The organism is Clostridium puniceum (genome assembly GCF_002006345.1).
GTDB lineage: Bacteria > Bacillota > Clostridia > Clostridiales > Clostridiaceae > Clostridium > Clostridium puniceum.
The window spans coordinates 100,073-125,669 of sequence record NZ_LZZM01000201.1; the positions used below are offsets into that span (position 1 = coordinate 100,073).

General features: G+C 27.3%; 19 protein-coding genes and 1 pseudogene. 4 read left to right on the plus strand and 16 right to left on the minus strand.

Going from position 1 to position 25,597, the window contains the following annotated elements:
• Positions 1-40 precede the first annotated feature (40 nt).
• Positions 41-1,972, plus strand: coding sequence for a BglG family transcription antiterminator (locus tag CLPUN_RS20080; RefSeq protein ID WP_077849013.1), 1,932 nt, complete (start codon positions 41-43; stop codon positions 1,970-1,972).
• A 113-nt stretch (positions 1,973-2,085) separates the two neighbouring features.
• Here CLPUN_RS20080 and ychF read toward each other — a convergent pair whose 3' ends face one another.
• On the minus strand, positions 2,086-3,183 hold the full coding sequence (gene ychF / locus CLPUN_RS20085) for a redox-regulated ATPase YchF (protein ID WP_077849014.1): 1,098 nt from the start codon (positions 3,181-3,183) through the stop codon (positions 2,086-2,088).
• 306 nt (positions 3,184-3,489) lie between these two features.
• Between ychF and pdaA the strand changes: the two genes are divergently transcribed.
• Positions 3,490-4,374 (plus strand): delta-lactam-biosynthetic de-N-acetylase, encoded by an 885-nt coding sequence (gene pdaA / locus CLPUN_RS20090; RefSeq protein WP_077849015.1) that lies wholly within the window; start codon positions 3,490-3,492, stop codon positions 4,372-4,374.
• 201 nt (positions 4,375-4,575) lie between these two features.
• Here the strand turns inward: pdaA and CLPUN_RS20095 are convergent, their stop codons facing one another.
• The gene (locus CLPUN_RS20095) at positions 4,576-5,085 is read right to left on the minus strand and encodes a hypothetical protein (RefSeq protein WP_077849016.1); all 510 of its coding nucleotides are present in this window, start codon (positions 5,083-5,085) and stop codon (positions 4,576-4,578) included.
• A gap of 256 nt (positions 5,086-5,341) precedes the next feature.
• Here CLPUN_RS20095 and CLPUN_RS28205 point away from each other — a divergent pair, with 256 nt between their 5' ends.
• Complete coding sequence (locus CLPUN_RS28205) at positions 5,342-5,494, plus strand: clostri-philic family protein (protein WP_198944375.1); 153 nt, start codon at positions 5,342-5,344, stop codon at positions 5,492-5,494.
• A 210-nt stretch (positions 5,495-5,704) separates the two neighbouring features.
• Here CLPUN_RS28205 and CLPUN_RS20100 read toward each other — a convergent pair whose 3' ends face one another.
• The 12 genes and pseudogenes from CLPUN_RS20100 to CLPUN_RS20155 all read right to left on the minus strand — a co-directional run bounded on the left by CLPUN_RS20100 (position 5,705) and on the right by CLPUN_RS20155 (position 22,625).
• Positions 5,705-6,355 (minus strand): cyclodeaminase/cyclohydrolase family protein, encoded by a 651-nt coding sequence (locus CLPUN_RS20100; protein WP_077849017.1) that lies wholly within the window; start codon positions 6,353-6,355, stop codon positions 5,705-5,707.
• Positions 6,356-6,543: 188 nt separating this feature from the next.
• A complete protein-coding gene (locus CLPUN_RS20105) occupies positions 6,544-7,767 on the minus strand; it encodes an O-antigen ligase family protein (RefSeq protein WP_077849018.1) in 1,224 nt (407 codons plus the stop codon).
• Positions 7,751-8,917 (minus strand): glycosyltransferase, encoded by a 1,167-nt coding sequence (locus CLPUN_RS20110; protein ID WP_077849019.1) that lies wholly within the window; start codon positions 8,915-8,917, stop codon positions 7,751-7,753. Before CLPUN_RS20110 ends, CLPUN_RS20105 begins: the two co-directional genes overlap by 17 nt.
• Positions 8,918-10,222, minus strand: coding sequence for a glycosyltransferase family protein (locus CLPUN_RS20115; protein WP_077849020.1), 1,305 nt, complete (start codon positions 10,220-10,222; stop codon positions 8,918-8,920).
• A gap of 8 nt (positions 10,223-10,230) precedes the next feature.
• On the minus strand, positions 10,231-11,757 hold the full coding sequence (murJ, locus tag CLPUN_RS20120; protein WP_077849021.1) for a murein biosynthesis integral membrane protein MurJ: 1,527 nt from the start codon (positions 11,755-11,757) through the stop codon (positions 10,231-10,233).
• Between the two features lie 42 nt (positions 11,758-11,799).
• Positions 11,800-12,516: a WecB/TagA/CpsF family glycosyltransferase gene (locus tag CLPUN_RS20125; RefSeq protein WP_077849022.1), complete on the minus strand. Its 717-nt coding sequence runs from the start codon at positions 12,514-12,516 to the stop codon at positions 11,800-11,802.
• Between the two features lie 124 nt (positions 12,517-12,640).
• On the minus strand, positions 12,641-13,741 hold the full coding sequence (locus tag CLPUN_RS20130; RefSeq protein ID WP_077849023.1) for a tetratricopeptide repeat protein: 1,101 nt from the start codon (positions 13,739-13,741) through the stop codon (positions 12,641-12,643).
• Positions 13,742-13,948: 207 nt separating this feature from the next.
• Positions 13,949-15,676, minus strand: a complete 1,728-nt coding sequence (locus tag CLPUN_RS20135; RefSeq protein ID WP_077849024.1) for a phospho-sugar mutase — start codon at positions 15,674-15,676, stop codon at positions 13,949-13,951.
• A 312-nt stretch (positions 15,677-15,988) separates the two neighbouring features.
• Positions 15,989-19,480 carry an AAA family ATPase gene (locus CLPUN_RS20140; RefSeq protein ID WP_077849025.1) on the minus strand — a complete coding sequence of 1,164 codons (3,492 nt, stop codon included), beginning with the start codon at positions 19,478-19,480 and terminating at the stop codon, positions 15,989-15,991.
• Complete coding sequence (locus CLPUN_RS20145) at positions 19,467-20,684, minus strand: exonuclease SbcCD subunit D (RefSeq protein WP_077849026.1); 1,218 nt, start codon at positions 20,682-20,684, stop codon at positions 19,467-19,469. Before CLPUN_RS20145 ends, CLPUN_RS20140 begins: the two co-directional genes overlap by 14 nt.
• A gap of 530 nt (positions 20,685-21,214) precedes the next feature.
• Positions 21,215-21,742, minus strand: coding sequence for a GyrI-like domain-containing protein (locus CLPUN_RS20150; protein ID WP_077849027.1), 528 nt, complete (start codon positions 21,740-21,742; stop codon positions 21,215-21,217).
• A pseudogene (locus CLPUN_RS20155) lies at positions 21,705-22,625 on the minus strand (C45 family autoproteolytic acyltransferase/hydolase). Before CLPUN_RS20155 ends, CLPUN_RS20150 begins: the two are co-directional and overlap by 38 nt.
• A 281-nt stretch (positions 22,626-22,906) precedes the next feature.
• Between CLPUN_RS20155 and CLPUN_RS20160 the strand changes: the two are divergent.
• Complete coding sequence (locus CLPUN_RS20160) at positions 22,907-23,458, plus strand: NUDIX hydrolase (protein WP_077849028.1); 552 nt, start codon at positions 22,907-22,909, stop codon at positions 23,456-23,458.
• Positions 23,459-23,683: 225 nt separating this feature from the next.
• Here the strand turns inward: CLPUN_RS20160 and CLPUN_RS20165 are convergent, their stop codons facing one another.
• On the minus strand, positions 23,684-24,550 hold the full coding sequence (locus CLPUN_RS20165) for a DMT family transporter (RefSeq protein WP_198944376.1): 867 nt from the start codon (positions 24,548-24,550) through the stop codon (positions 23,684-23,686).
• A gap of 229 nt (positions 24,551-24,779) precedes the next feature.
• Positions 24,780-25,202: a hypothetical protein gene (locus tag CLPUN_RS20170; protein WP_077849029.1), complete on the minus strand. Its 423-nt coding sequence runs from the start codon at positions 25,200-25,202 to the stop codon at positions 24,780-24,782.
• Between the last annotated feature and the right edge of the window lie 395 nt (positions 25,203-25,597).

A 25,597-nucleotide genomic window follows, 5' to 3' on the forward strand; every position in this document is an offset into this window, starting at 1 on the left:
TACTATATATATTAAATTTCACACTAAGGAGGTAATTTATTTGTTTATTCAAAAGAGACTTCTTGTTTTATTTGAACTTTTAAATAAGGATGAATCAAAAATTTCCTGTAAGACTTTAAGTAAAATGACAAATGTAAGTGAGAGAACAATAAGAGGAGATATAACTGCATTAAATTCCATTCTTGAAAGTTATGGGGCTACAATAAAAATAAAGCGAAATGAAGGTTATTATATTAATATTTTAGATTTAAATAAATATCAACAGTATTTAGCAGAAAATACTCAAGAACTTATGGAGGATAACGACATACCAAACACCCCAATAGAGCGAAACAAATATATTTTGCGATATCTTTTATATAATAATAACTATACAAAACTTGAAGATTTAGCTGATAAATTATATATTAGCAAGACAACTATATTAAATGATATAAAAGGAATAAAATCTATTCTATCAAAATATAATCTTAATCTTATATCAAAGCCTTATTACGGAATTAAAATTCAAGGTAGTGAATTAGACATAAGAAAATGTATTTCAGAAAATATAATCAATAGAGATTTTGAGAATTATATTTTAGGAATAACTGATGAAGAGATCGAAATATTTAAAGACATTGACTTAAAAAAGCTTCAAGAAATAGTTTTAAGAGACGTCCATGAGTTCAATATAGAATTTTCTGATTTTAGTTTAAAAAATTTTATAATCCACCTTGCTATAGCAATTAGTAGAATCAATAGTGGAGATACATTGACACAAGAATTAGAAATGCTAGCTGAAGATTCAGCTATTAAAAATGCTATAACTCCTATTTATGATGAAATTGAAGAATACTTTAATTTTAATATTCCACTAAATGAAAAAAATTATATTTTTAATCACTTCAAATCAAAAAGTACACCTAAATTAATAAAAGCTAATACTGATGAAAAAATAATAGATTATACTAAAAATTTGCTGGATTATATATACACTCATTATAATTTTGATTTAAGAAATGATACTACTCTTGTCAGTGATTTAATGCTTCACTTTAAGTCAATTTTAAATTCAAAATACTATAACTTAAATAAAATGAATCCACTTATAAATACTATAAAAAGTAATTATCCACTTGCATTTGAAATAACGTTAACTTCAATAGAAAACATTTTCAAAAAAACTATCTATAATTTTACTGAAGATGAGATAGGATATGTATCTCTCCACATTGGTGCAGCAATAGAAAGATATTTCGATAAAAATATTAATTGCAAAAAAATCGTTATAGTTTGTGGTTCTGGTTATGGCACAAGTAGGTTGTTAGAAACAAGGCTTAATAAGGTGTTTAGAGATAAGTTAGATATAATTGAATGCTTATCGTATAATCAATATCTAGTAAAGAATTTAATTAATATTGACTTAATAATATCTACAATTCCTCTTGAAAACAAAAAATTTCCTGTTATATTAGTTGATTTTGCTTTACTTAATAAAGATATTGAAGGAATTTCTAAGGCATTAACTGATGAACCTATAATCTCTAATAAAGTGTTAAGTGAATATTTTGACTGCAATTTATTTTTAAAATCTCCTAATGTAAATACAAAAGAAGAATTGTTAAACTTAATGTGTGATACTTTAAATAATAATGAAATAATATTGCCTTCTTATAGAGAATCAGTTTTTTATAGAGAAACCCTTTCTTCCACTAATATAGATGATTTTTTAGCTATTCCTCACCCAATGGAATTAAGTGCGATTTCAACCAAAATATGCATTGCTATTTTAAAGGAACCTATTTTGTGGAGTAAAAATACTAACATAAGTTTAGTTTTTATGATTGCTATTAATAAAAATGATTATTTTGAAATGGATAAAATTTATGATATATTTCTAAAAATAATTAATAACGATGATTTAAAAAATTCTATATTAAATTGTAGTTCTTATGAAGACTTTTTAAATCTACTGCAATCTATAGTTTAGCAAATAAAAAGTGAACTATCTCAAAATAGAAATTAAAATCATTTAATTTTTAGTAGAATAGGTATCGTGTAACTACATTATAATTAGTTACACGATACCTATTTTATATACCTTTATACATTAAATCTAAAGTTAACTACATCTCCATCTTGCATTACGTAGTCTTTTCCTTCAAGTCTAAATTTACCCTTTTCCTTAGCTGCTGCCTCTGAACCACATTCAACTAAATCATCATACCCAACTACTTCTGCTCTAATAAATCCTCTCTCAATATCAGAGTGAATTTTACCTGCTGCTTGTGGTGCTTTAGTTCCCACTTTAATTGTCCAAGCTCTAACTTCTTGAACTCCAGCTGTTAAATAGCTCATAAGTCCAAGTAATTTATAGCTAGTTTGAATTAATTTATCTAAGCCTGATTCTTGTAAACCATATTCACTTAACATTTCCATTTTCTCATCATCTTCAAGACCTGATAATTCTTCTTCTATCTTAGCACTTACAACCATAACTTCTGAATTTTCAGCTTCTGCATATTCTTTAACTTTTTTAACATAATCATTGTCAAAATTGCCTTCCATAACATCATCTTCTGAAATATTACAAGCATATACCACTTGCTTTGAAGTAATTAAAAATAAGCTTTTTATAAAAGCATTTTCTTCTTCTGTAGCTTCTAAAGTTCTAACAGGTCTATTTGCTTCTAATTGAGCCTTGATTCTTTCCATAATTTCATATTCAAACTTTGCAGTCTTATCACCAGATCTTACAAGTTTTACTGATTTTTCTATTCTTCTTTCTAGAACTTCTAAATCAGAAAATATTAATTCTAAATTTATAGTTTCTATATCACGTATTGGATCAACAGAACCTTCAACATGAACAACATTTCCATCATCAAAACATCTAACAACATGAACTATTGCTTCAACTTCTCTAATGTGTGATAAGAATTTATTACCTAAACCTTCGCCTTTTGAAGCTCCTTTAACTAATCCTGCTATATCGTAAAACTCTATTGCTGTGTATACTTTTTTCTTTGTATTATACATTTTTTCTAAAACATCTAATCTTTTATCTGGTACACTTACAACACCAACATTTGGTTCAATTGTACAGAATGGATAATTAGCTGATTCCGCTCCAGCTTTTGTTATAGCATTAAATAATGTGCTCTTACCTACATTGGGTAAACCTACCATACCTAATTTCATCTATGTACATTCCTTTCTTACTTCTAACTTTTAATATACCTTTTAAAATTATACTCTAGAACCCTTTTTATTTCAACTTTATATTCTAATTGTATTTTAGATAATTCATAGTTAATAAATAATATTTTTTTAATTTTTAATTTACAAGCTCTAAACTCTATCTTCCAAAAATCCCTTTTGATTAATTTATATATACAATTTCCCATGAGTATTATTTAGTAAAATTCAAATACTATACGTAATTAAACCTTAGTCTGTTTACTTACAGAATACATTTAAATTATTTTAAAGATTGAAGGTGAAAAAATGAAAAAATCTATAAAATCTATTATTTCTCTTTCTTTAATTTTAAGCTTAAACATAGCTTTCCCTATAAAAAAGCCAAATGCCATAAATAATAATGAGGAAGCTGCAAATGAATGTTTTCAAGAAGATGGTGTTTTAGGTGATATTTTAGATATTGATAATATAAAAGATATTTTTTCTGCCCTTAGTAGTGGTGATGAACTTAATTGGTATTATGTAGGTAAAGGCAAAGATCAAATTGCTGAAGCTCCAAGAGAATCTAGCGATTTTCTCAAAGAAAATGCTGCTTGCTATTTGGGTGATACTTCAAAAAAAGTCTTATATCTTACTTTTGATGAGGGGTATGAAAATGGCCATACTGGAAAAATTCTAGACATACTAAAAGAAAATCAAGTACCTGCTGCATTTTTTGTTGTTAAACCTTATATTACTAAAGAACCAGAATTAATTAAACGAATGGTAAATGAAGGACATATCGTTGGCAATCATAGTGTTCACCATCCATCTATGGCTCAAATACATGACAAGGAAAAATTTGCAGCAGAATTAAAAGGGGTGGAAGATGCTTATAAAGAAATTATTGGTCAAGATATGCCTAAATTCTTTAGACCTCCAATGGGTAAATACTCAAAAGAATCTTTACAAATGACTAAAGATTTAGGGTACAAAACTATATTTTGGAGCTTTGCTTATAAAGATTGGTTGGTTAATAGCCAACCTGCTGAAAATTATGCGATGCAAAAAATTAATAAAGGTGCCCATCCTGGTTCTATAATGCTTTTACATGCAGTTTCAGAAACAAATACAAAAGTGCTTGGAACAGTTATTAAAACTCTTAAGGAAGAAGGTTATGAGTTTAAATCCTTAAATGATTTACCTAGCTAAATAATTTAAAACTTCATTGATATGGATTTTACTTTGCCTTTTAGTTTAGTTAAAAATATCTGGTACTTCAGTTCTATTAATATAAAATTGGTTTGTAGCTAGCATCCCTTAGCTATGAATAAAATAAATTCCCTCAAATTAGAAATTATTTTGAGGGAATTTATTTATATAGAAATACCAAAAAATTTATACATTTAAAATCTATAATATTTTGAAGAACTCATTAAATTCGCTGCTTACTTTTACAGAAGAATTTCTAGATATAATAATGTCTTTTATTTTAATTAAATCTTGAGCACCATAGACAGAAGGATTAATTAGATATCTTTCAGCATTTGAATTACTATTTCTTTTATTTTTATTGTCATTAGGATTAATACCAATTGATACAAAATCTTTCTTCTTAGTTTTAGGCTCATTTCCCTTGCCCATAGAAATTGATTTTATATCACTATATTTTATTGCTTTTATTAAATCCTTATTTTTATAAAATTCCATCTTATTTTCTTTAAGAAATATATCTCTACTGTATTCAACCCAAACTGAAAGTGCAGTTATTATTCCTGTGAATACAAATATCCATAAAAGAGGACTCTTTAAACCATCTTGAGTAATACCAAAAACTACTCCCATCACTATTTCAATTATTGAAGCACCTAACATTGCACCATTTCTTTTTTTTATAACAATAGGAAATGTTGTATTCTCCATTGTCTATTCCCCCTCTAGATTATTTAACTCTACATATTCTGATTAATTAATAATTATCTATATACATAATATACATATCATTCTAAGAAATATTATATATCATATATACAATATTTTTCAATACTTGTATATATGATTATGAAAATCCCTATTAGAATATAACATAAGAACATAATCAAATTATAAAAAATTAGATGTATGAAAATTTTATACAAACACAAACTATATATGTGATTTAGTTAAAGGTGGTGTCTATATGTCTACAAAAGATGGAATACATAAACCTGGATCATGTAATCCAGAACAAAAAGGGTTAAGAAGACAGAAACTTCATTCTAACCAAAATGATGTTGGTAATCCTAAAAATCAACCTGAATATGAAAATTTCAATGGAGAACCAATCAAGTAAAAATTAAGAGATACTTAGTAAATTTTATTCAAATACTAAGTATCTCTTTTAATTAGAAAAGTCAACTCTATTATTTGGTATACATAATAATCTTAATAGCCCTTGTAAATTAAGTTCTATTTATTTTAATTACATTCAATAAATACCAAGTCAACATGTTAGTATATCCTTTTTCATATACCTTAGTCTAATGTTGTTAACCATAAAATATTATGAATTAGGATAAATTACAATATTTACTGCTTCAATAATAGAATTTTTTTCTTTAATTGATTTTACTATAATATCTTTTAATTCTTTGTCGATTCTGTAAAAAAATTCTTCATCTCTAAGTCCATTTAAATTTACTTTGACGTTTATTATAGAGCTTTCTATAGCTGAATGAAGTAAAATTGCAGAAATAGCCAAATCTGATAGTAGCATCTTGTTTCCATACTTAGCCATAACATTTAAGTTTTTATAAAACCCTAAGCTTTCTCTTGCTAATATTAAAGGTGCTTCCATAGATTTTATAGTGTTTTCTTTTATAGCTAAAGCTCTTTTTTGCTTATCTTCTTCTGTGTTTTTAGGTAACTTATAACAATCCATTAATTTCAAGAAATTTTCTCTATCTTCCTCCATAAGCTCTAGACTTCTTGAAGTAAATTCTTTAGATTCTTTTTGAAATTTATTTATAAGTTTCTTTTCGTTATCTATCAAACTTAAATAACTCTTTTTGCCTACAGTTAAAGAATAAACCATAGAGTTTAATGCTCCAGATAGTGCTCCAATAAGGCCTGCTACACTTCCACCACCTGGTGCTGATAAATCTGATCCTAATTCATCTAAAAACTGGTTAATGCTTTCATCGCAAAATTTCATATATTATTCTCCTATCTATCAATAATATGATTATAAATTGAAAATGTATAATTTATAATTAAGATTTAAAGCTATTTACTTTCTTTTATTTTATATTTTTAAGTTATAACTCTTACTTGCTTCACTACTAACTTTCTATTAAATCACATAAAGCCTTAATTATTATTCATTAATTTTTATTACAAAGATTAATGAATATTTTTATTATCTAAAATTGATATTAAATATCCCAAGTATATCCAAAATACCAAAGAAATGAAACTTGCCATATACACAAGAGTACTTTCAAATAAATTTACTGCCAGAATTCCAACTATAACTGAAGTTAATGTTGTCATTTGAAGTTTTTCTTTTCTTTGTAATTTATCTAAATGGTGAACTATAAACATTAATATTATTCCTAGAAACATTAAAAATAATAGTAATGAAATAATACCATTTACTGTTGCTATCTGTACATATATATTATGAGTTCCTCCATATTGTATACCTGGTACATACCAGCCTATACGTGCATTTTTAATTGCTTCTACAAGCTCACTGTTTCCTACTCCTGTGAACAAATGGCTTTTTATTACTACAATTGCAGAATCCCAAATATTGTTTCTTTCTGTTGTAAATCTTTCTAGATTAATTTTGCCAGATTCTAAAATTACTGCGCTAACTAATATTGGTAATATTAGAAGGGTAGCTCTAATGTATTTATTCTTATTATATATAAAAATAAAAGTATATACTACAGCAATAACAACTAAATAAGCACTTCTTCCTTGAGATCCTATCATTGTGATTGTTTGTAATATTATATTCCCAAGCCAAAACATCTTAAGTTTATGATTCTTTTCTATATAATTAAGATAGATACACATAACAATTGCTATCGCAACTGCTATTCCAAGTGCATTTTTATTATCAAACACACCTCTTGTATCTCCATATATGATTTCATTTATTACTATAGTTTTTCCTAAAAATCTCATTGTTAAAGAAATAATAGATGCTATAAACATAAAAATTGCATAACAATAGGTTATTATATTCATTTCCTTAACTAAGGTCTTTTTATCTCTAAAAACCTCAACAGAAAATATTACAAGAAATAAAATTAAATTAACCAGCCAAATTTTTATATTCTCACTATTTCTATAAGCAGCAATATTTAAAATTAATGTTATTATCATGAAAAGTCCAAGTGGAATATCAAATTTATAAATCTTTCTTCTCTTATAATCTTCAACTATCATAAGTAAAATTAAAATTATTGCCCATGCTAATACTATATTTTTCAATATTGATATACCAGGAATATATTGCAACATAGTAACAAATGTAAAACTTACAAACAAGTATAGTAATTTAAAATAAAACTTATTATCCACATATTTATATATATTTTTAATTATTTCCTTCATATGCTTTTTTATACACCCCTTTTAGCTTTTCAACTAATACTTTTTCAGAATAGCTAAAAATTGTTTTCTCTCTTATCTTATATTTATCATATATTTTGTAATTATCTTTTATCTTTATTAATGCTTTTGCTAAATCCTCTATATTTTTCTTTTTAGCTATTATTCCATTATCTTCATTTATTATATCCTCTGCCCCACCATTGTCAGCACCTATAATAGGCTTCCCTGATGCAAGAGCTTCAATATAAACAACACCAAAGGTTTCATGTTCAGATGCTAAAGCAAAGACATCACAAGCTTTCATTTCATCTGAAACTTCTTTTCTTGATAATGCTCCTAAAAGTTTTATCTGCTCATCCATTCCTAAATCTTCAATAAGTTTCTTTAACACTGGCTTAAGAGAACCATCTGCACCTATCCTTAGCGTTACCTTTTTCGCTTTAAAAGCTTTTGTAAAAGCTTTAATTAAACAATCCATACCTTTTCCATCTTCTAAAAAACCACATGAAAAAAATTTAAAATTTCTATTTACTTCTGAATTTTCCAGATTAATATTTTCATTAAGATCAAATAATTTTAAATCAACCATATTATTAATAACTTCAATTGGTCTATTAACATATTCCTGAAGTTCGTTTTTTAATCCATTTCCAACTGAAATTAAAAAATCTGCCTTTTCATAAGCTTCAAATATGTATTTTTTATAACTCTCTTTAGTATATTTGGCATATTTAAGAGATGAGTGCTCTGTTATTACAAGCGGAATATTATACTTTTGACTTATAAAAGTAGCTGCAATACCTCCCCAAAAGGCTGAATGTGCATGAATGATATCAACTTTACCTTCCCTTTTAACTATTTCTTGATAAAGTTTATCCATTCTCTTATTAAAACTTTTGAACATTAAAGGATTTTTAGGAAAATAATTATAATCTTTATATCTATAAGTCCTAAGATCATCTTCTATATTAAAATTTATTCCTCTTTTCTCATGAATCTTGCCCAACATAGTAATTGGCCAAATCTCATTATATGCTACTGTAATTTTTTCATCACAATTCGCAAGTGCCTTAAACTGCTCCTTAAAAAAGCTTCCATGTACTTTATTCCTTGACGAAGAATACCATGATGGAATGACCATTATATGCATTTAATCACTCCCTCCTAATATAGAATTCAATCTCTCAACTATCGAATTCCACTCATAATTTAAATCTGGAGCGCAATCTATTTTTTCATTCCTATGCATTTCAATTAATTTATAAATTTTAGCCTTTATTTCTTGAACATTATTTTCAACTACAATACATTTTGTATTATTTTTTACCACTCTTTTAATTGGATCATTTCTATCTCCATAAATTACAAATATTCTGCCTTTTGCTCCAAAATAATCATAAATTTTAGCAGGTATTTGAGTAGAATTTTTATTTCCAAATAGAAGCAATGCATTTCCATTAAGCATATATTTAAGAGCTTCATTAAATGGTATTCTAGGTGATACTTTTGCTACTTGTAAATTTTCTAGTCTCTTCTTACCTTCTATATCATCTATATTACCAAAAAACAACACATTTAATAAACTGTATGCTTCTCCGTCTTCTTCTTTTATTTCTTCAATTGCTTTTATAAAAGGTTTTATATCTCTAAGCTTAGAAAATATTTCTCCAGTATAAATCATATTAAGCTTATCTTTTTTTATAAGTGCTGGTGGTTCTTCATTAAATAATGTATCATATAAATTCCTATCAAAACCTCTATTTAATATAAAAGTCTTTTTACTACCATCACTTAAGGCTTTATAGTCTTTTAAATATTCATTTTTATTAGCTTCTGTAACAAATATAAATTTATCTGCTAAATTAACAATATTTTTCTCCATATTCTGTTCAAGTAATTTCTTAACAATAAAAGACTTCTCTCTTGTAGAATCCTTAAGCCAAGGGTCACTCCAATAAGTAATCCACGGTATATCTCTATATTGCTTCTTTATATAATAAGCACATAAATGAGAAGATGGAGGCTCATGCATTGAAAATATAACATCAAATTTTTCTTTTACCATTAATGCGATACCATAATCCCCTGCTTTTCTTGCCCATCCATAGTACATATCTGGTATAACTAAAGCATTTTTTAATCGTCTTAAAAGCCTCTTTCCTTTACCACTCTTATTTTGTAATGACAAACCAGACTTTTCCTTTGTTTTCCCAATATTTCTAGGCATTAATTTTTTAAAAACAATACCACCATCAACAACATGAACTTTTATTTTATTGTCCATCATAGAACGTAATGTTTCATCATAATATATTGAATCCTTTGGAAAATTAACGGTTAAAAGATGTACCTCATTATTATTAATTTCACTTAATTTGTTTAAATATTGCAACGTTTCTATAGCAGCAGAATTATTTATTAATGGGGAATAGCAGGCAATAAATAATATTTTCATATGTCCTCCTATCTTTTAATTTTCTTTAAAATTAAACTTTTTATTTCCACTATTTCTTCTATTTTAAGTATATAGCATAAAATTAAATATATAATAATTCCAACAATAGTTCCTAATAATAGAAGTATTAGTGAGTTTATTTTTTCTTTTAAATAACTTACCATAATAATTATGACTAAACCCATAATTAAAGAGTTCATGGTTATTAATCCTATTTTCTTAAGTATATCTCTTATTTTAAAAGCTTTTTCTATTTTTATAACACTGATAAATAACAAAACAGATGTTACTATCATTGCTATAACTGAGGCTAAAGCTATCCCCATTATTCCTATATATCTAGATAAAATTATACTGAATGCTACATTAATAACGACCCCAATAAGTCCATTTATTGTAGTAACTTTTGTTTTTCCCATAGAAAACAAAGTTGAGTTTAAAATATCTCTTATACCTGTAAAAAATATTCCAAATCCATAACCAAATAACGCAAAACTTGTAATTTGAACAGCATTTTCATCAAATGCTCCTCTCTCATATATTATTCTTATTATATCTTTATTAAATATTATAACTCCAATAGTAATGGGAATTAATAACAAAGCCAAATATAAAATTGATTTTTTTAATATATTTAAAAAACCAATTTTGTCTTCGTTACTTCTCATATTTGCCATAAGAGGATAGACTATGCTGGTAACTGAAGTTGTAATAATTGTATTAACAAAAACTATCAACTTTTGAGCATAATCCAGTGCTGAAACTGATCCATCTGGAAATTTTAAAGCAATATACTTATCTACAACCATATTTAGAGAATTTGCTCCTGCTCCAATAATTACTGGAATTATTAAAATTATAATAGCTTTTAATCTTTCATCCTTTAATTTTATAGCAAATTTATATCTATACCCATGTGTAATAAGCGATGGAACTTGCACCGCTACCCTAAAGAAATTTCCAATAACATTTGCAATTGTTAATCCTATAATATCATAATTTTTAAATAACAATAAATATATTATCATAGGTAAATTGAAAAACAACCCTAATATGGATGGAATCACAAAATCTTCATTCACTTGTAACAATGTTGTAAAACATGCATTAATTGATAAAAATAATATATTCAAAAGTGTGATTCTTAATAGTCCAATTGCAGTTAATGCTGTTTTTTCTGATGGGTTAAATAAATATACTATTTCTTTTGAAAAAACACTTGTTAGAACAAAAAGAAACAAAGATACAATAAAAAGTATGTTTATTACGTTATTCGCAAAATCATACATTTCATTTTGTCCCTTTTTAGCTTTAATTTTACTAAGTGTTGGCAAAAAAGCAGTTGATATCGCAAGTCCAATTAAAGTAAATATTGTTTCTGGCACTGATACAGCAATATTATAAGCATCAGTATACATTCCAGCTCCAAAACTTTTTCCAATAAGCATATCTCGGATTAACCCTAATGCTCTGCTTATTATAGATACTATCATTATTATGAATGTAGATTTAATTAAATTACTTCCCTTTTTCATTCGATATCAATTCTCCCTGCTTCATGATCGCTCTATTATCAACTAATTTTTATTTCTATTCTTCCATACTAATAATAAAAACTTAGGTATTACCATTAATCTTCTTATTCTAAATGGTTCTTGTATAACTCGATATAGCCATTCTAACCCTAAAACTAACATCCATTTTGGTGCCCTTTTAAGCTTTCCCGCAAATATGTCAAAAACACCACCTACTCCCATAAATATGTGAGTAGGCAAATTCTCCATGACTTTTTCTATAAATATTTCTTGTCTTGGTGAACCCATAGCCACAAAAATAGCCCAAGGTTCACTTTTTTTCACATCTTCTATTATATCATTACAATTATTTAAATCAAAAAAACCATTATGAAATCCTGAAATCTTTAGGTTTGAAAATTCATTTTTAATATTTTCTATACATTTTTCAAGAATTTCCTGTTTTGCTCCTAACAAATAAATTGATTTTCCTTCTGAATCAGCCTTAATTAAAACTTCTCTAACAACATCTATTCCCGCTATTTTCTCTTTAACCGGTGCTCTTAAAAGTTTTGATGCAATGACAGTTCCAACCCCATCTGGTATTATAACTGAAGTTTTAGCATTAAAGTTTTCTTTTAGCACAGGGTTACTTAAGCCGTTAAATAACACTTCGGGATTCCCAGATATTATATTTACTTTATCAAAACCTTCTATGTAATTCATTAAAATGCTCTTATCTTTATTAAAAACCTTAAAATCCAATATTTTCGTAAACATATGATCTCCTAACCCAATTGAAACTAAACAATCAATGATAAAATTCTAAAAATATGTTTTCCAACTTCCACCTTAACTGCTTCTGAATTGTCAATTGTATATTGTAACTTCTCAATTAATCTATCTATTTCATAGTTCTATTTAGCATTTGATCTATTTCTATAACTATTTCATCATCTGGAGCTAATTTCTTTGCAATATCTAAATTTAGTTTTGCTTGCTCCTTATCACCTAAATTAATATAGCACATTACAATATTGGTGCATATATCAACTTCTTTAGATGCTTCAAAAGCTTTTCTAAAATATTTCAAAGCTTCTTCATAATCTCCGATTGATGCATAATTTAACCCTAATTCATTAACAACTTCAAGGCTTCCAGACTCAATTGACAAGCTTTCATTTAAATAATGTATAGCGGTTTCATGATTTTGAAGCTTTCTATATCCGACACCTAAATAGTAATAGATTAGAGGATTTTTCTCAAATTCCTCACTTAACGGAAGAAGTAATTCAATTGCTTTTTTAGGCTCTTCGTTTAAACAGTCAACTGCTTTTTCAAAGTGGCTTACATTATTAATATCAGCTATTATTTGTTCAATTTCAGGTGTTTTTTTACCACCCTTGTTTATATATTCATTAATTTCAACTTCTGCACCTTTATAATCTCCTTTATCTTTAAGTATTAAAGCATTATAAAGATATGGCTCTGGAACTTTTTCAAATTTTTCTTTACATTCTTCTATTTCTTCCAATAATAATTCATCAAAACTTGAATCTTTTTCTCTTATAGTTTCTCCTATGGTCAATAGCTTAATTAAAATTTCTTCTTCTCTTGTATATATATAAAGACCTTTTAATAAGATATAAGCATCTTCTAATCTATCTTTCTTTATTTTCTCTGCAATAAGACTTTTTACACATTCTTCTGAATCAGGAATGGAAGCTAAAATTATTCCATAATCATCATTGTATTTAATATTTTTATCAGCTCCAAAGGCAATAAACATTCCTTCAATAAAATAATATATAGGCAGATTATTTAATGTTATTGGATTATTTGCATTTGCTGCAACATATTCAGAACTTATTGGCATGTATAAATCATCATTTTTAAATTGAAAATTATCAGGAATGTTAATACTTTTTTTAAAACCATCTTTATTAATTTCTAAAAATAATAATTTACTTAATTTATCTTTATACATTGTCTTGTAATTACTCATTTTACACCTCACTGAATTTAGTTAACAGTTAATGTCCTTTATGGATATCCTATAGACAAATAACAGTTAACAATTGTTTGTTAAATTTTATTTTAAATATTAATTTTTAAAATCTGATAGAACTTTGTTACTTAAATTGTTCAGGTTAACTGGTAACTGAGTAAAAAATGCTACCACCTAAGAGATGATAGCAATTTCTATGAAAATTTAATTTAACTTTCCATTAATTATTTCCATTACATTTTCTTTAAATTTGGCAATATCTATTTCTGTATTTTCTAAGCTATTACTCTTTACTGCTAAATAAACCTTCATTTTAGGTTCTGTTCCTGATGGTCTTACTACAAAATATGAACCATCTTCTAAGATGTACTTTAATACATTTGACTTAGGTAAGTCAATAGTAGCTTTAGTATTATTTACAGTATTTTCTTCAACACTTAATTTATAATCTAATCTTGTAACAATCTTAACCTTGTTAACTTCATTTATCGGATCATTTCTTAGTGCTTCTATACAACTAGCTATCTTCTCTTGGCCTTCTTTACCTTTTAATTCTAGTGATACAAGATTTTCTTTGAAATATCCATATTTCTCATATAACTCTATTAATGCATCATATAGACTCTTTCCTTGTTCTTTATAGTAAAGACACATTTCACAAACTAACATAGAAGCTATTACAGCATCCTTATCACGTACAAAGTTTCCTGCAAGATATCCGTAACTTTCTTCAAAACCAAAAAGATATGTTTTGTTTCCTGCATCTTCGAATTCTCTTATCTTTTCACCAATATATTTAAATCCAGTTAATACATCCATAAGCTCAATATCAAAATCTTCTGCTATACTTCTAGCTCCTTCTGTTGTTACTATAGTTTTAATAACGACTCCATTTGATGGTAATTTATTAACTTCTTTTAATGAGCTTAATACATAATGAGTTAAAAGTAACCCTGTTTGATTACCTGATAAAACTTTATATTCTCCAGTACTATCCTTAACCACAAGACCTATTCTATCACAATCTGGATCAGTTCCAAAAATTATATCTGGATTTTCAGTTTGAGCCATCTTTACAGCCAATTCAAATACATCTGGATTTTCTGGGTTAGGGTAAGATGCTGTTGGGAAATTTCCATCTGGAGCTTCTTGTTCTTTAACAACCTTAACATTGCTATATCCTAGTTGTTCTAATACGCTTCTTACTGGAACGTTTCCTGAACCATGAATTGGCGTATAGATAACATTTAAGTTTTTAGCTTTTTCTTTAACTAATTCAGTTCTTATAGTCAAACCCTTAACTTTTTCGTAATAAAGCTTATCTACATCTTCTCCAATATAAGTTAACAAACCTTTTTCTAAAGCAATTTCTTCATCAATATTTTTAATCTTAGAAAAATCATCTACTGCTTTAACGCAATCAATTATTATATTTGCTTTTTCATCAGTTACTTGTCCACCAAATTCATCATACACTTTATAACCATTGTATATCTTTGGATTATGAGATGCTGTAACTACTATACCACCACTGCATTTTAATTCTCTTACAGCGTAAGATAATACTGGTGTTGGTCTTAAACTTTCATATAAGTATACTTTAACATCATTTGCGCATAAAGTTAAAGCAGCAGCCTTTGCAAATTCTTTTGACATATTTCTTGAATCATATGCAATTGCAACTGAAGGATCTTTAAAGCTATTATTTAAATAATTTGCAAATCCTTGTGTAGCTTGAGCAACAGTATATACATTCATTCTATTACTTCCTGCACCTATTACCCCTCTTAATCCACCAGTTCCAAAATCTAAGTCTTGATAAAATCTATCTTCAATTTCCTTTTCGTCAGATATGCTTCTCAACTCGCTTTTTGTTGCCTCATCAATAATGTCAGAATTAATCCATGTGTTGTATTTTTCTTTATAATTCATTTTAAGTTCCCCTCCCCATTTTTTCTCTATTACATTATACAGTATTTGCTTATATTTAAAAATAGTTTTATACCTTTTGCTAAACAACTTTTAAATATTTTACGAAAAGAACATTGTCATTTTATCATATTCACCAAAATACTATTCCCCATTTACCTTTTTGGTAAAAATTCCTAAATTATTTAAACTTTCTATTCTTTATATTTTTAAAATTATACATATAATGGAATTTTATTTATATACAAAAAAATCCTTCTTAATAATATTTTAATAAAATTATTATGAGAAGGATTTTTATATTATTCTATTATTTTAACTCCTTTCAATTTTGACCTTACTTCCCCCCATTCCAGATTCTGCCGGTGTAATCATAAGTTTTACTGGAACTCTATTTTTAATTGATTCTACATGACTTATAATTCCAACCTTTAATCTTTCATTGTGAATTCTCTCTAAAGAACTCATGACGACTTCAAGAAGGTCATCATCTAAAGTTCCAAAACCTTCATCTAAGAAGAATAATTCTAATGGTGCTGTTCCTTTTAACTGAATTTGAGCTGATAAGGCCAATGCTAGTGCTAGGGACGCTAAGAAGGTTTCTCCCCCTGATAAAGTTGTAGCATCTCTTTTAGCTCCACCATTTTTATAATCTCTAATAATAAATCTTCCATTTTCATCAACTTCTAAGCCATAATTTCCATTAGTAATTTCTTTTAATCTTTTAGAGGCTTCAATTGAAACATATTTAAGCTTATTAGCTGCTACAAATTCTACAAACTTCTTTCCTTTAAATAATTTTTCTAAATCACCAAGTAAAGATAATTTACGTTCTATTTTTTTCTTCTTTTCTAAAAGCTCCTTTTGCGCTTCTAACTTTTCTTTTATGTTTTTTAATTCCTCATCTACTTTAATTTTATTTTCATTAACCTCATTAACTTCTTTTTCTTTTGCATTCTTTGATGATTTTATTTGTTCATAATTTTCCTCTGTTATCTCTTTACCGTTTATTTTCTTAAGTAAACTTTCAATTGTTCCAGTAACCCTTGCTATATTGTTATTATAATCCTCTACTTTTTCCTTGTACTTCTTAATTTCATCTTTTTCAATTAAATTTTTCTTAACCTCTTCCAAAGAATTAAAACCTTCACTATCAAGAGCTAATTCTAACCATGCCTCTTCATCTTCTTTTCTCTTCTTTAAGTCTTTATCTTTACTAATTACAGCTATTAACTTATCATTATAATCTGTAAATTCCTTTTCTACTCTATTTTTATTATTTTCTACAAGTTCAAATTGTATATTTATATTGTGTATATCTTTTTGAATTTTATTAAGTAGTGAATCTAAATCCTCAACATCATTAACTTTATTTTTTATTGATCGAAGCTTTTCTTCTTTATTTTTTTCATATCCAGCTAAATCTGCACTATCCTTAGCTAAATTTTCTTTTATAGAAGTTAACTCCTCATTTAAAGCTGCTTTTTTCTTTTCTAAGCTTTCTACTAATTCTCTATTACTTTTTATTACCTTAGTTAATTTTTCTCTTTCTTTTTCAATAGTTTTAATTTGTTCATTTTTTTTATTAAAATCACTCACATCTGTTTCTGATCTTAATAACTTTAAGGTATTTTCCAATTTATCTAATTCTTCTGCATTTTCTTTAATATTATTTTCTAAGTCTTTAATTTGTCTTTGATTCGTTGAAAATACAGCTCGTAACTCCTTTATTTCACCGTCTTTAGTATTTATTTCAGTTTTTAAGTTATTAATACCTTTTTCTAACATTTCCTTATCTTGAATATATTTTTCTAAAGCATTTTTTAAATTTGTAAATTCAGTTTTCAAATTATCTAAAGGCTTCTCTTTAAATTCAGTTCCTAATTTAATTATTTCTTCTTCACTTATCTTTATCTTTTCATTAAAATTAGAAATTTTAGTTTCATTTTGAATTACTTTATTATTAATATCTTTAATTGAATTTTCTTTGCTTTTTATTTCATTTTCTATAGCTGTTAAATCTAATATCTCTACCTGCTTTATATTTTCTTTATTATGATGAGTCGATCCACATACAGGACATATTTCGCCCTCTATAAGTTCTTCTCTAAGTGCGTGCGCTAAATTTTCTCTCATAATTTCTTTTTGTTTATTTTTAATTTTTTCTAATTCTTCCTCTTGCTTTTTTACTTTTTCTTTCTTATTTATTATTTCAACACTTAAAGATTTTATTTCAACTTTGGATTCTTTTATTTCATTCTTTGATTTAGCATATATCTTCCACTTTTGATCGTTTTCAACTATTAATTGATTTAAATTTACTAAATCATTTTGCTCTCCAGGTGAATTTTTAAGTAAATATTCATATTTCTTTTCATTTTCTTCTAAATCCTTGTTTATCTTTTCTACTATATTTTTTAAAGTTTTACCTTTAGCTACAGTTTCATTATTTTCTTTTTCAATAGAATCCTTCTTTTCTTTATCCTTACTAATAGTTACCTTTATATTACCTAACTTTTCTTCTGTTATTATTCCTTGTTGAATTTTCTCTTTAAATCTTTCATCAACTTTCAAATCATCATATGTTTTTTCATTTTCCTTAATTTCTTTAGTTTTATTTTTTATTTCTGAATCTATATTAATAAGTTCACTTTGAAAGTTTTTACTCTTACTTTCAAATTCTTTCACTTCTACCATTAAGTTATTTATTTTGTTTTGTATAATCTCAATTAACTTTTTTTCCTCAATTGCATCCTTAACCTTTTGTTCATCTATCATTAATGTAGGAAGTTTATTTTCCTTATTGTCCTTTGCCTTCTTCCATAATTCTTCTATTCTTTCTCTTTCTTCTTTAACCTTATCTATTGCTAATTTCAAATTATCTAACTCAATTTCATTTTCATGAAATTCTTTTATAGTACTTTCAAAAGCCTTTATATAAGGTATAACCTTTTCCCCAGCTTCCCCTAGCTTTATTTTTTCTATATATTCATTTATCTCATCTTGCTTTCCCTTAAGATTCTTTTCTTTATCGTTATATTCTATTAATTCTAACTGTAGATTCCATAATTCTTCATTCTCCTTGTAAATCTTTTCTATTATTTCTAATTCACTTTTTAAATTTGCTAAATTATTTTCTAATTCTGTTAGCATTTCTTTTTTTTCTATTAATTTATCTTCACTTATATCATTGTAACCACTTAATTGTCCAATTAAAACATTATTGTCAGTTCTTTCTTTACTAATCTTTAAATTCAACTTTCTAGATAAATTATCTCCATATTTCTCTAAATTAAATAATCTTTCAAGCATATCTCTTCTATCTTTACCTTCAAGCTTTAGAAATTCACTAAATTTCCCTTGTGGCAGTACAACAGTTCTCGTAAAATCTTCCAAATTAAGACCTATTATTTCTTCAACCTTTTTGTTTATTGTCTTAACTCCGTCAGCTAACACTTCTTCTTCTTGATTAGTTATATCAACTATTTTGCACTTTCCAGAATTTATGCTTCCATCATTTTTTCTTCTAAATTCTCTATCTACAATATATCTTTTTATTTCAGCTCCTGATATTTGAAATTCAAAATTTACATTTAATCTATCACAATTTGTATTTATATAATTAGAACTCTTCCTTGATACATTCCCATATAAGGCTAAGGTTATTCCATCTAATATAGTTGATTTCCCACTACCTGTAGGTCCAAATATTCCAAAAAATCCTCTATCAGTTAATTTTTCAAAATCTATAACCTGCTCTTCTATAAAACTATTTAAACCTTTAATCTTTAGCTTAATTGGTTTCATCTATTTCACCTTCTTCACTAATAATTGATAAAAGTAACTCTACAACCTCTTCACTAGGGGGTACTTCTCTTTCTTTCATATAAAAATCTTTAAAAATTTCTTCAAAGGACTTTTCCTTTAAATCTAAAGCAATTTCTTCTTCTCCCCCCTTAATTTTAGGAATTATTTCTAAAATATCCTTCTTTAAATCCTTCATTTGTTTTATTTCATCTTCTCTTATATATCTATCTGTATTAATCTCTAAATAAACCCAGCAGTCTCTTTCTTTGTTATCTTCACATTTAGTAATAGCCTCTTCAATACTTTCACATTTCCAAATTTCAATAGGCTTATATACTTTTAAATCAATTTCTCCTATATTACATTCTTCGCCTGCTTTAACATCAACTATAAAACATTTCTTTTTAAAATTAATTTCTTTTTTATTATAATGAATAGGCGAACCACAATACCTAGCCTTCTTATTTGTACCTGGTACAATTTGTGGCTTATGCACATGCCCTAAGGCTATATACTGTGCTTCTCTTGGAAAACAACTGCCATCTACAATGTAGCTTCCACCTAATTGGATACTTCTTTCAGATCCACTTTCTTCACTTCCCATAGCAAATAAATGGGAAGTAGCTAAATTAATAGTATCCTCCCTATAATGGCGTTTTAAATCATCAAATAAAGAAAATATCCTATCACTATAAGATTTAGCTTTATCTTCTTCATCATCCATACCATTATAAATAACTTCATTTAATCTTTTTTCACTTGGATAAGGTACAGTTAAAATAACTGCTTTTTCATTTTTCATTTCAATTTCAATAAACCCTTCTCCTGAAGCTAATATCTTATTCTTTCCATATTCACCACAAGGAACTACAGACTTTGGAGTTCCAACCATAATAATTCCATGTTCACAAGCCAATGGTCCTGCTGCAACCAATCTATCTGGATTATCATGATTTCCTGAAATAACTAAAGTAAGTCTCTCTCCATTTCCTGATAATCTTTTCAATGTATCATAAAACATTTTTTCAGCCCTCGCTGGAGGATTGGGATTGTCATAAACATCCCCTGCAATCATAATTAAATCTATATTATTATCGTGAACAATCTTTACAAAATCATTTAAAAATTGTTCCTGTTCATCCATTCTGCTTTGTCCTTCTAAATTCTTTCCTAAATGCCAATCTGCTGTATGTAATATCCTCAAAGTCTAACGCCTCCTTAATTAAATCCTTTTTTCATTGTATCTAATAATATTATAGACTAATTAAAGATATCTTTTCCAACACAATTTTTAATATTGCTTTAAATTCTCATTAAACAATCAAAAAGACCATAACCTAATAATACTTTCCTCTTCACCTAAAGGTATTTCATCATCATAAAAAACAAACTTATATATTTTTATTATTTTTTGCAACTAGCTATTTTTACTTGAGATGATTTCTTTTTATATGATTTTTTTCACTTAAAATTTCTCATCTTTTAGTTTCGGTTCTAAAAAACAATCCCCAAAAGAAGCAATTTTTTAAATTACTTTTTTAGGGATTATTTTAACTTATACATATATCTCAACGATCTCTTTCTCTTTTATATTGATTCACTCTTCCTTAAATTCTTTATTCTTATTAAAATGCCCTTTATACACTTAGAACTCGTTTTCCAATATAACAATAAGGAGCTAGGCTTAATACCTAACTCCTCGACTTTAACACACTAATATTTCAGTTATTGTTCTTATATAATAGGGAAATAAATATCTATCTGAGAATTTTCATTATCTATCCCTAAAAAACGCTCTGTATAACATTCAAAATCATCATATTCCGCTATTTCAAAATTTGATTTTGGAAACCAAGTTCCCCAGATATATCGATAAGTCTGTGATAAGTTAGCCACTATTCCCATCTGTGTGAACCTTGCATATCTACCGCTATAAAGTATTTTTAACTGCATACCTGAAGGAATTCGAAAACCATCTGGAACTTCAATACCAATAAATACACTACAACAACTTTTATCATTAAAAGTATCCGTTGAACAACTACCTCCTACTTCAAAAATTTCATATCTGCAAAAACTTAAACAAACATCATCTAAGTTCACAAGTTCTTTGTTAAATTGCTCCCACATTGCAACACTTTTGTTATCCATAACTGTTGTTTCAAAGCGCATACCAATGATATATCGCTGGGAAGTTGAAACAATCTCCCGCACAAGCGTAATATTATCCAAATATCTGAAATCTTCTTCTATTAAAATCATCCACTGACAATTTTTCCTTTACTGCAAATGTTTTTTCAATCACTTCATTACGAATTACTGAGTTTTCAATCAACATTTTTTCATAAGCTTTTATTTCAGGGAGAATTACATGATTTGTTATGCTAAGAGATATGATTTCACTGTTTTTGTCTAAAATACAATATGCCTTATGTCCATCTATACACTGTAACATCGCAATCTTATTTGTATTATCTGCAAGCATCAAATTGATATTATAGCCAACAGGAGCATTCATCGTCCAAGCTATAGCCTCATCAACATTTTTACAGTTTTCTAAAATGCTTCGAATAACAATCCAAAACTGAAAGCCTGTCACTGCTGATTTTCATCCCCCTTCAAAGTTTCCAACTGGTAAACCATTACTCGCCTTGCAAACAGCTAGTCCATATTCATTCATTCCATCACATCTGCCAAACAAGTTCAGTATAGAACCAATGTATTTATTCTTACCATCTATTTCAGTATAAGCAAAACACATTTCCTCCATCTCATCATTGAAATCATAATTACGAGCCATAAGAGTATGTCCGTTTTCTGTTTTGAGTGGCAATACTGCCATTAGACTACACCCTCTATCCAAATATGTCATTGCATAAAAAATAGCCTGACTATACTCTATACCTAAAACATCTGAAAAACCTTTGATTTCATCATTAACACCACTGCAATACTGGTCTAACAAACTCATAATCTCATCTAATTTGTTCTGTAGATAGTTTTTTGGCGGAAGTAGTACCTTTTGTAATAAAACTGGATTTGATAATAGCCAATTTCCAATTTGTGTACCGACCTCATAATTACTTCCTCGAAAATTCTTCAAAATAGTTTTTGCTTGTTTCATAATATTCACCTTTCCTTTCATATAAATTGTAAAGAAAAATAAAAGTAAATACTTGATATTTTCTGCGAATTTTATAAATACCACTTAATAAAATTTAATTTCTTTCGCTTTTTGACGTTTATTCATATCCTTATATTATACTCAAATTTATAAATATTTAAAATATAGCTAGTTTCACTTATTTTTTATATAATAAAATTCCTCGTAAGATTTATACAAAATAAAAACTTATTGCATAATTGTGATATAGTAATAATATATTAGATTTTAAGTAAATTTTTATTATAAAAGTGAGATAACATATGTACTGGGTAGATTCGATAAAAAATTATATTCCTTGCAATAATCAAGAAAAAAATGATAAGAAAATAATATTAAACTCTATAGATACATTTAATGATATTTTAACACGCCATAATGAAGTTATACATATAACAAGTTCTGCATTTATAGTTAATAAAAATAGGAACAAAACTTTAATGATACATCATAATATATATAATTCCTGGTGTTGGACAGGCGGGCATGCAGATGGAGAAATAGATTTATTATTAGTTGCACTTAATGAAGCTAAAGAAGAAACTGGAGTCAAAAATATTTTTCCTATTAATGATAATATCTATTCTTTGGATATTTTTCCAGTATTGGGACGCGTAAAGAATGGGCACTATATTTCTTCACATTTACATATATCAGTTGCTTATTTAATGGAGGCTGATGATAATGAAACTCTTATCGTTAAAGCTGATGAAAATAGTGGGGTTAAGTGGATTCCTATTGATGAAATAGATGTTTATTCTAATGAGGAGCATATGAAAAAAGTATATGGTAAGATATTGGATAAATTAAAATAAATCACATATAATTGATTCTCTATTATTTTTATACATCAAAAAGTTAAATACCCTTATCATATTTTTGACATAATAGTTTTCATTTGAATGTTTTCTTTCTTGCTTGTTCTTTTTAATCCTTTACTACAATAAATTTACTCTCAAAACATGGCAGCTAACCGATGCCTTGCCGTATCTTTTGCCAAATATATAATCATAAAGTAATTGGCCTGACAACATCTCCTTTCAGGGAATAACCTTTGTTTTTGTAATTTTTGAGAAAACAACACTAGAAAAAATAAGTGCTGCGCCTATATAGCCTTTCAAGTTCAATACTTCATGTAAAAAAATATAAGATAAAACCGCTGAGAATACTGGCTCAATGGAAAAGATAAGTCCTATTTTTTCAGACGACACATAGCGTTGTACGATAGGCTGAATAACAAAAACATATGCACTGCAAATTAGTCCAAGACAAATGATTGCACCCCATTGTATCGGTGTTTCCGGTAGAGATGTGGCCTCAACTAATAGCATAAACAACACCCCTAACAGAGAAGTTACTCCTAATTGAATAATACTAATTATAAGCGTATCTCCGTTCTTTGCAATCCTATCCAATACAACTATATAAATTGCATAAAAAAGGGCTGTAAGAAGGCAGTACACAGAATCTCTATCCAATGCAAAGGTATCTTTTACCGTCAAAAGATATAAACCAATTACAGCCAGAAGAATACTCAACATAATAGATTTGTTAGGAAGCCTTCGTTTTAATATACTCTCTAGAATTGGAACTATTATCACGGTAGTACTGGCTAAAAATCCTGCCGTAGAAGCAGTCGTATGGTTAACACCATAAACCAACCCAGAAAAAAGCATAAAAAGCAGTACTCCCATCAAGACGCCTTTTGCAAAAATTAATACAGTAAGCACACGAAATCGACGTAAAAATATTAGCGCCATAAATATAAAAGCTATTCCAAATCGCAGGGCAATCAAATTAAATAGGCTGGCACTATCCAATCCTATTTTCATTAGGAGGTAGGAAGACCCCCATGCGAGTGATACACTTCCCATAAGAAGTTCAGCCTTTTTACTATTTATTTTCATTTGCAAACCATCCTTTGCACAAATCTATCCATCCTGCAGATGCGGAATGACTTTCAAGCTCTTCTAAAGATAATTTCACTGTGCTGTTTAAGCTACCTCCCGCTGTATATATGGTATCAAAACGTTTGAGAGATATATAAGGAATTGTACTTCATATACTTTTTAAATTTCTCCAAATCAAAACTTTGCCTTTAACAATATATTCTGTTGCCAAATTGCCTTTTCCTATTTAATTAACTGTAAATTCTATATTTTCAATTGTTTTCGCTATTCTTTCTCCCAGTATTATTCCAACAATAGTAACAAGCATTAAAATAACAATGCCAGCAGTTATAGCTTTTATTATTCTATTATGTATAGTGTTCTCCATATTATTTATAGAAATTCTTACTGAAACACTAGATATTACTTCATCTGCTTGTTTTATAGGTACTGTTACATTATAGGCAGTTGTTCTATTCCATTCAACCATATAAGCTTTAGTATTACCTTTAAAAACTTCATCTAATTCTTTAGAATCATACTTTTGTCCAATGAACTTTTTTTGATTTCCTGCTATAAAAGTTTTATTAAGAGCATTCACACTTATATAATATAAATTTCCATCTGAATTTTCATATGTTTTATCAACAATAGATTGTTTTACTAACATTGTCAATATTTTCTACGCTTGTTCTTATAATTGCAGCTATATTACCTCCGTCATATTTCATTTGATTTTGTACACCTAGTATAATTTGATAAGTAGAAAAAATAGTATTAATTATTAGAATAGTAGCCGCTATCACTACAAAATTAAACCTTTTCTTATAGATTTATAACATAACCCTTCTCCTTGCATCATATTAGGGCGTGTCTGAAAACAGAAATTTGTACAAAATTTAATTTTTAGATAAAATAAAAGAAAAAACTTAGAGGTGACTATTATGGCACAAAAACGTTATGAAATATCTGATGAACAATGGAATCAAATAAAGGATTTATTTTCAGTAGCAAAAACCGGACGTCCTCCAATGGATAATAGGCTGATGTTCAACGCAATCTTGT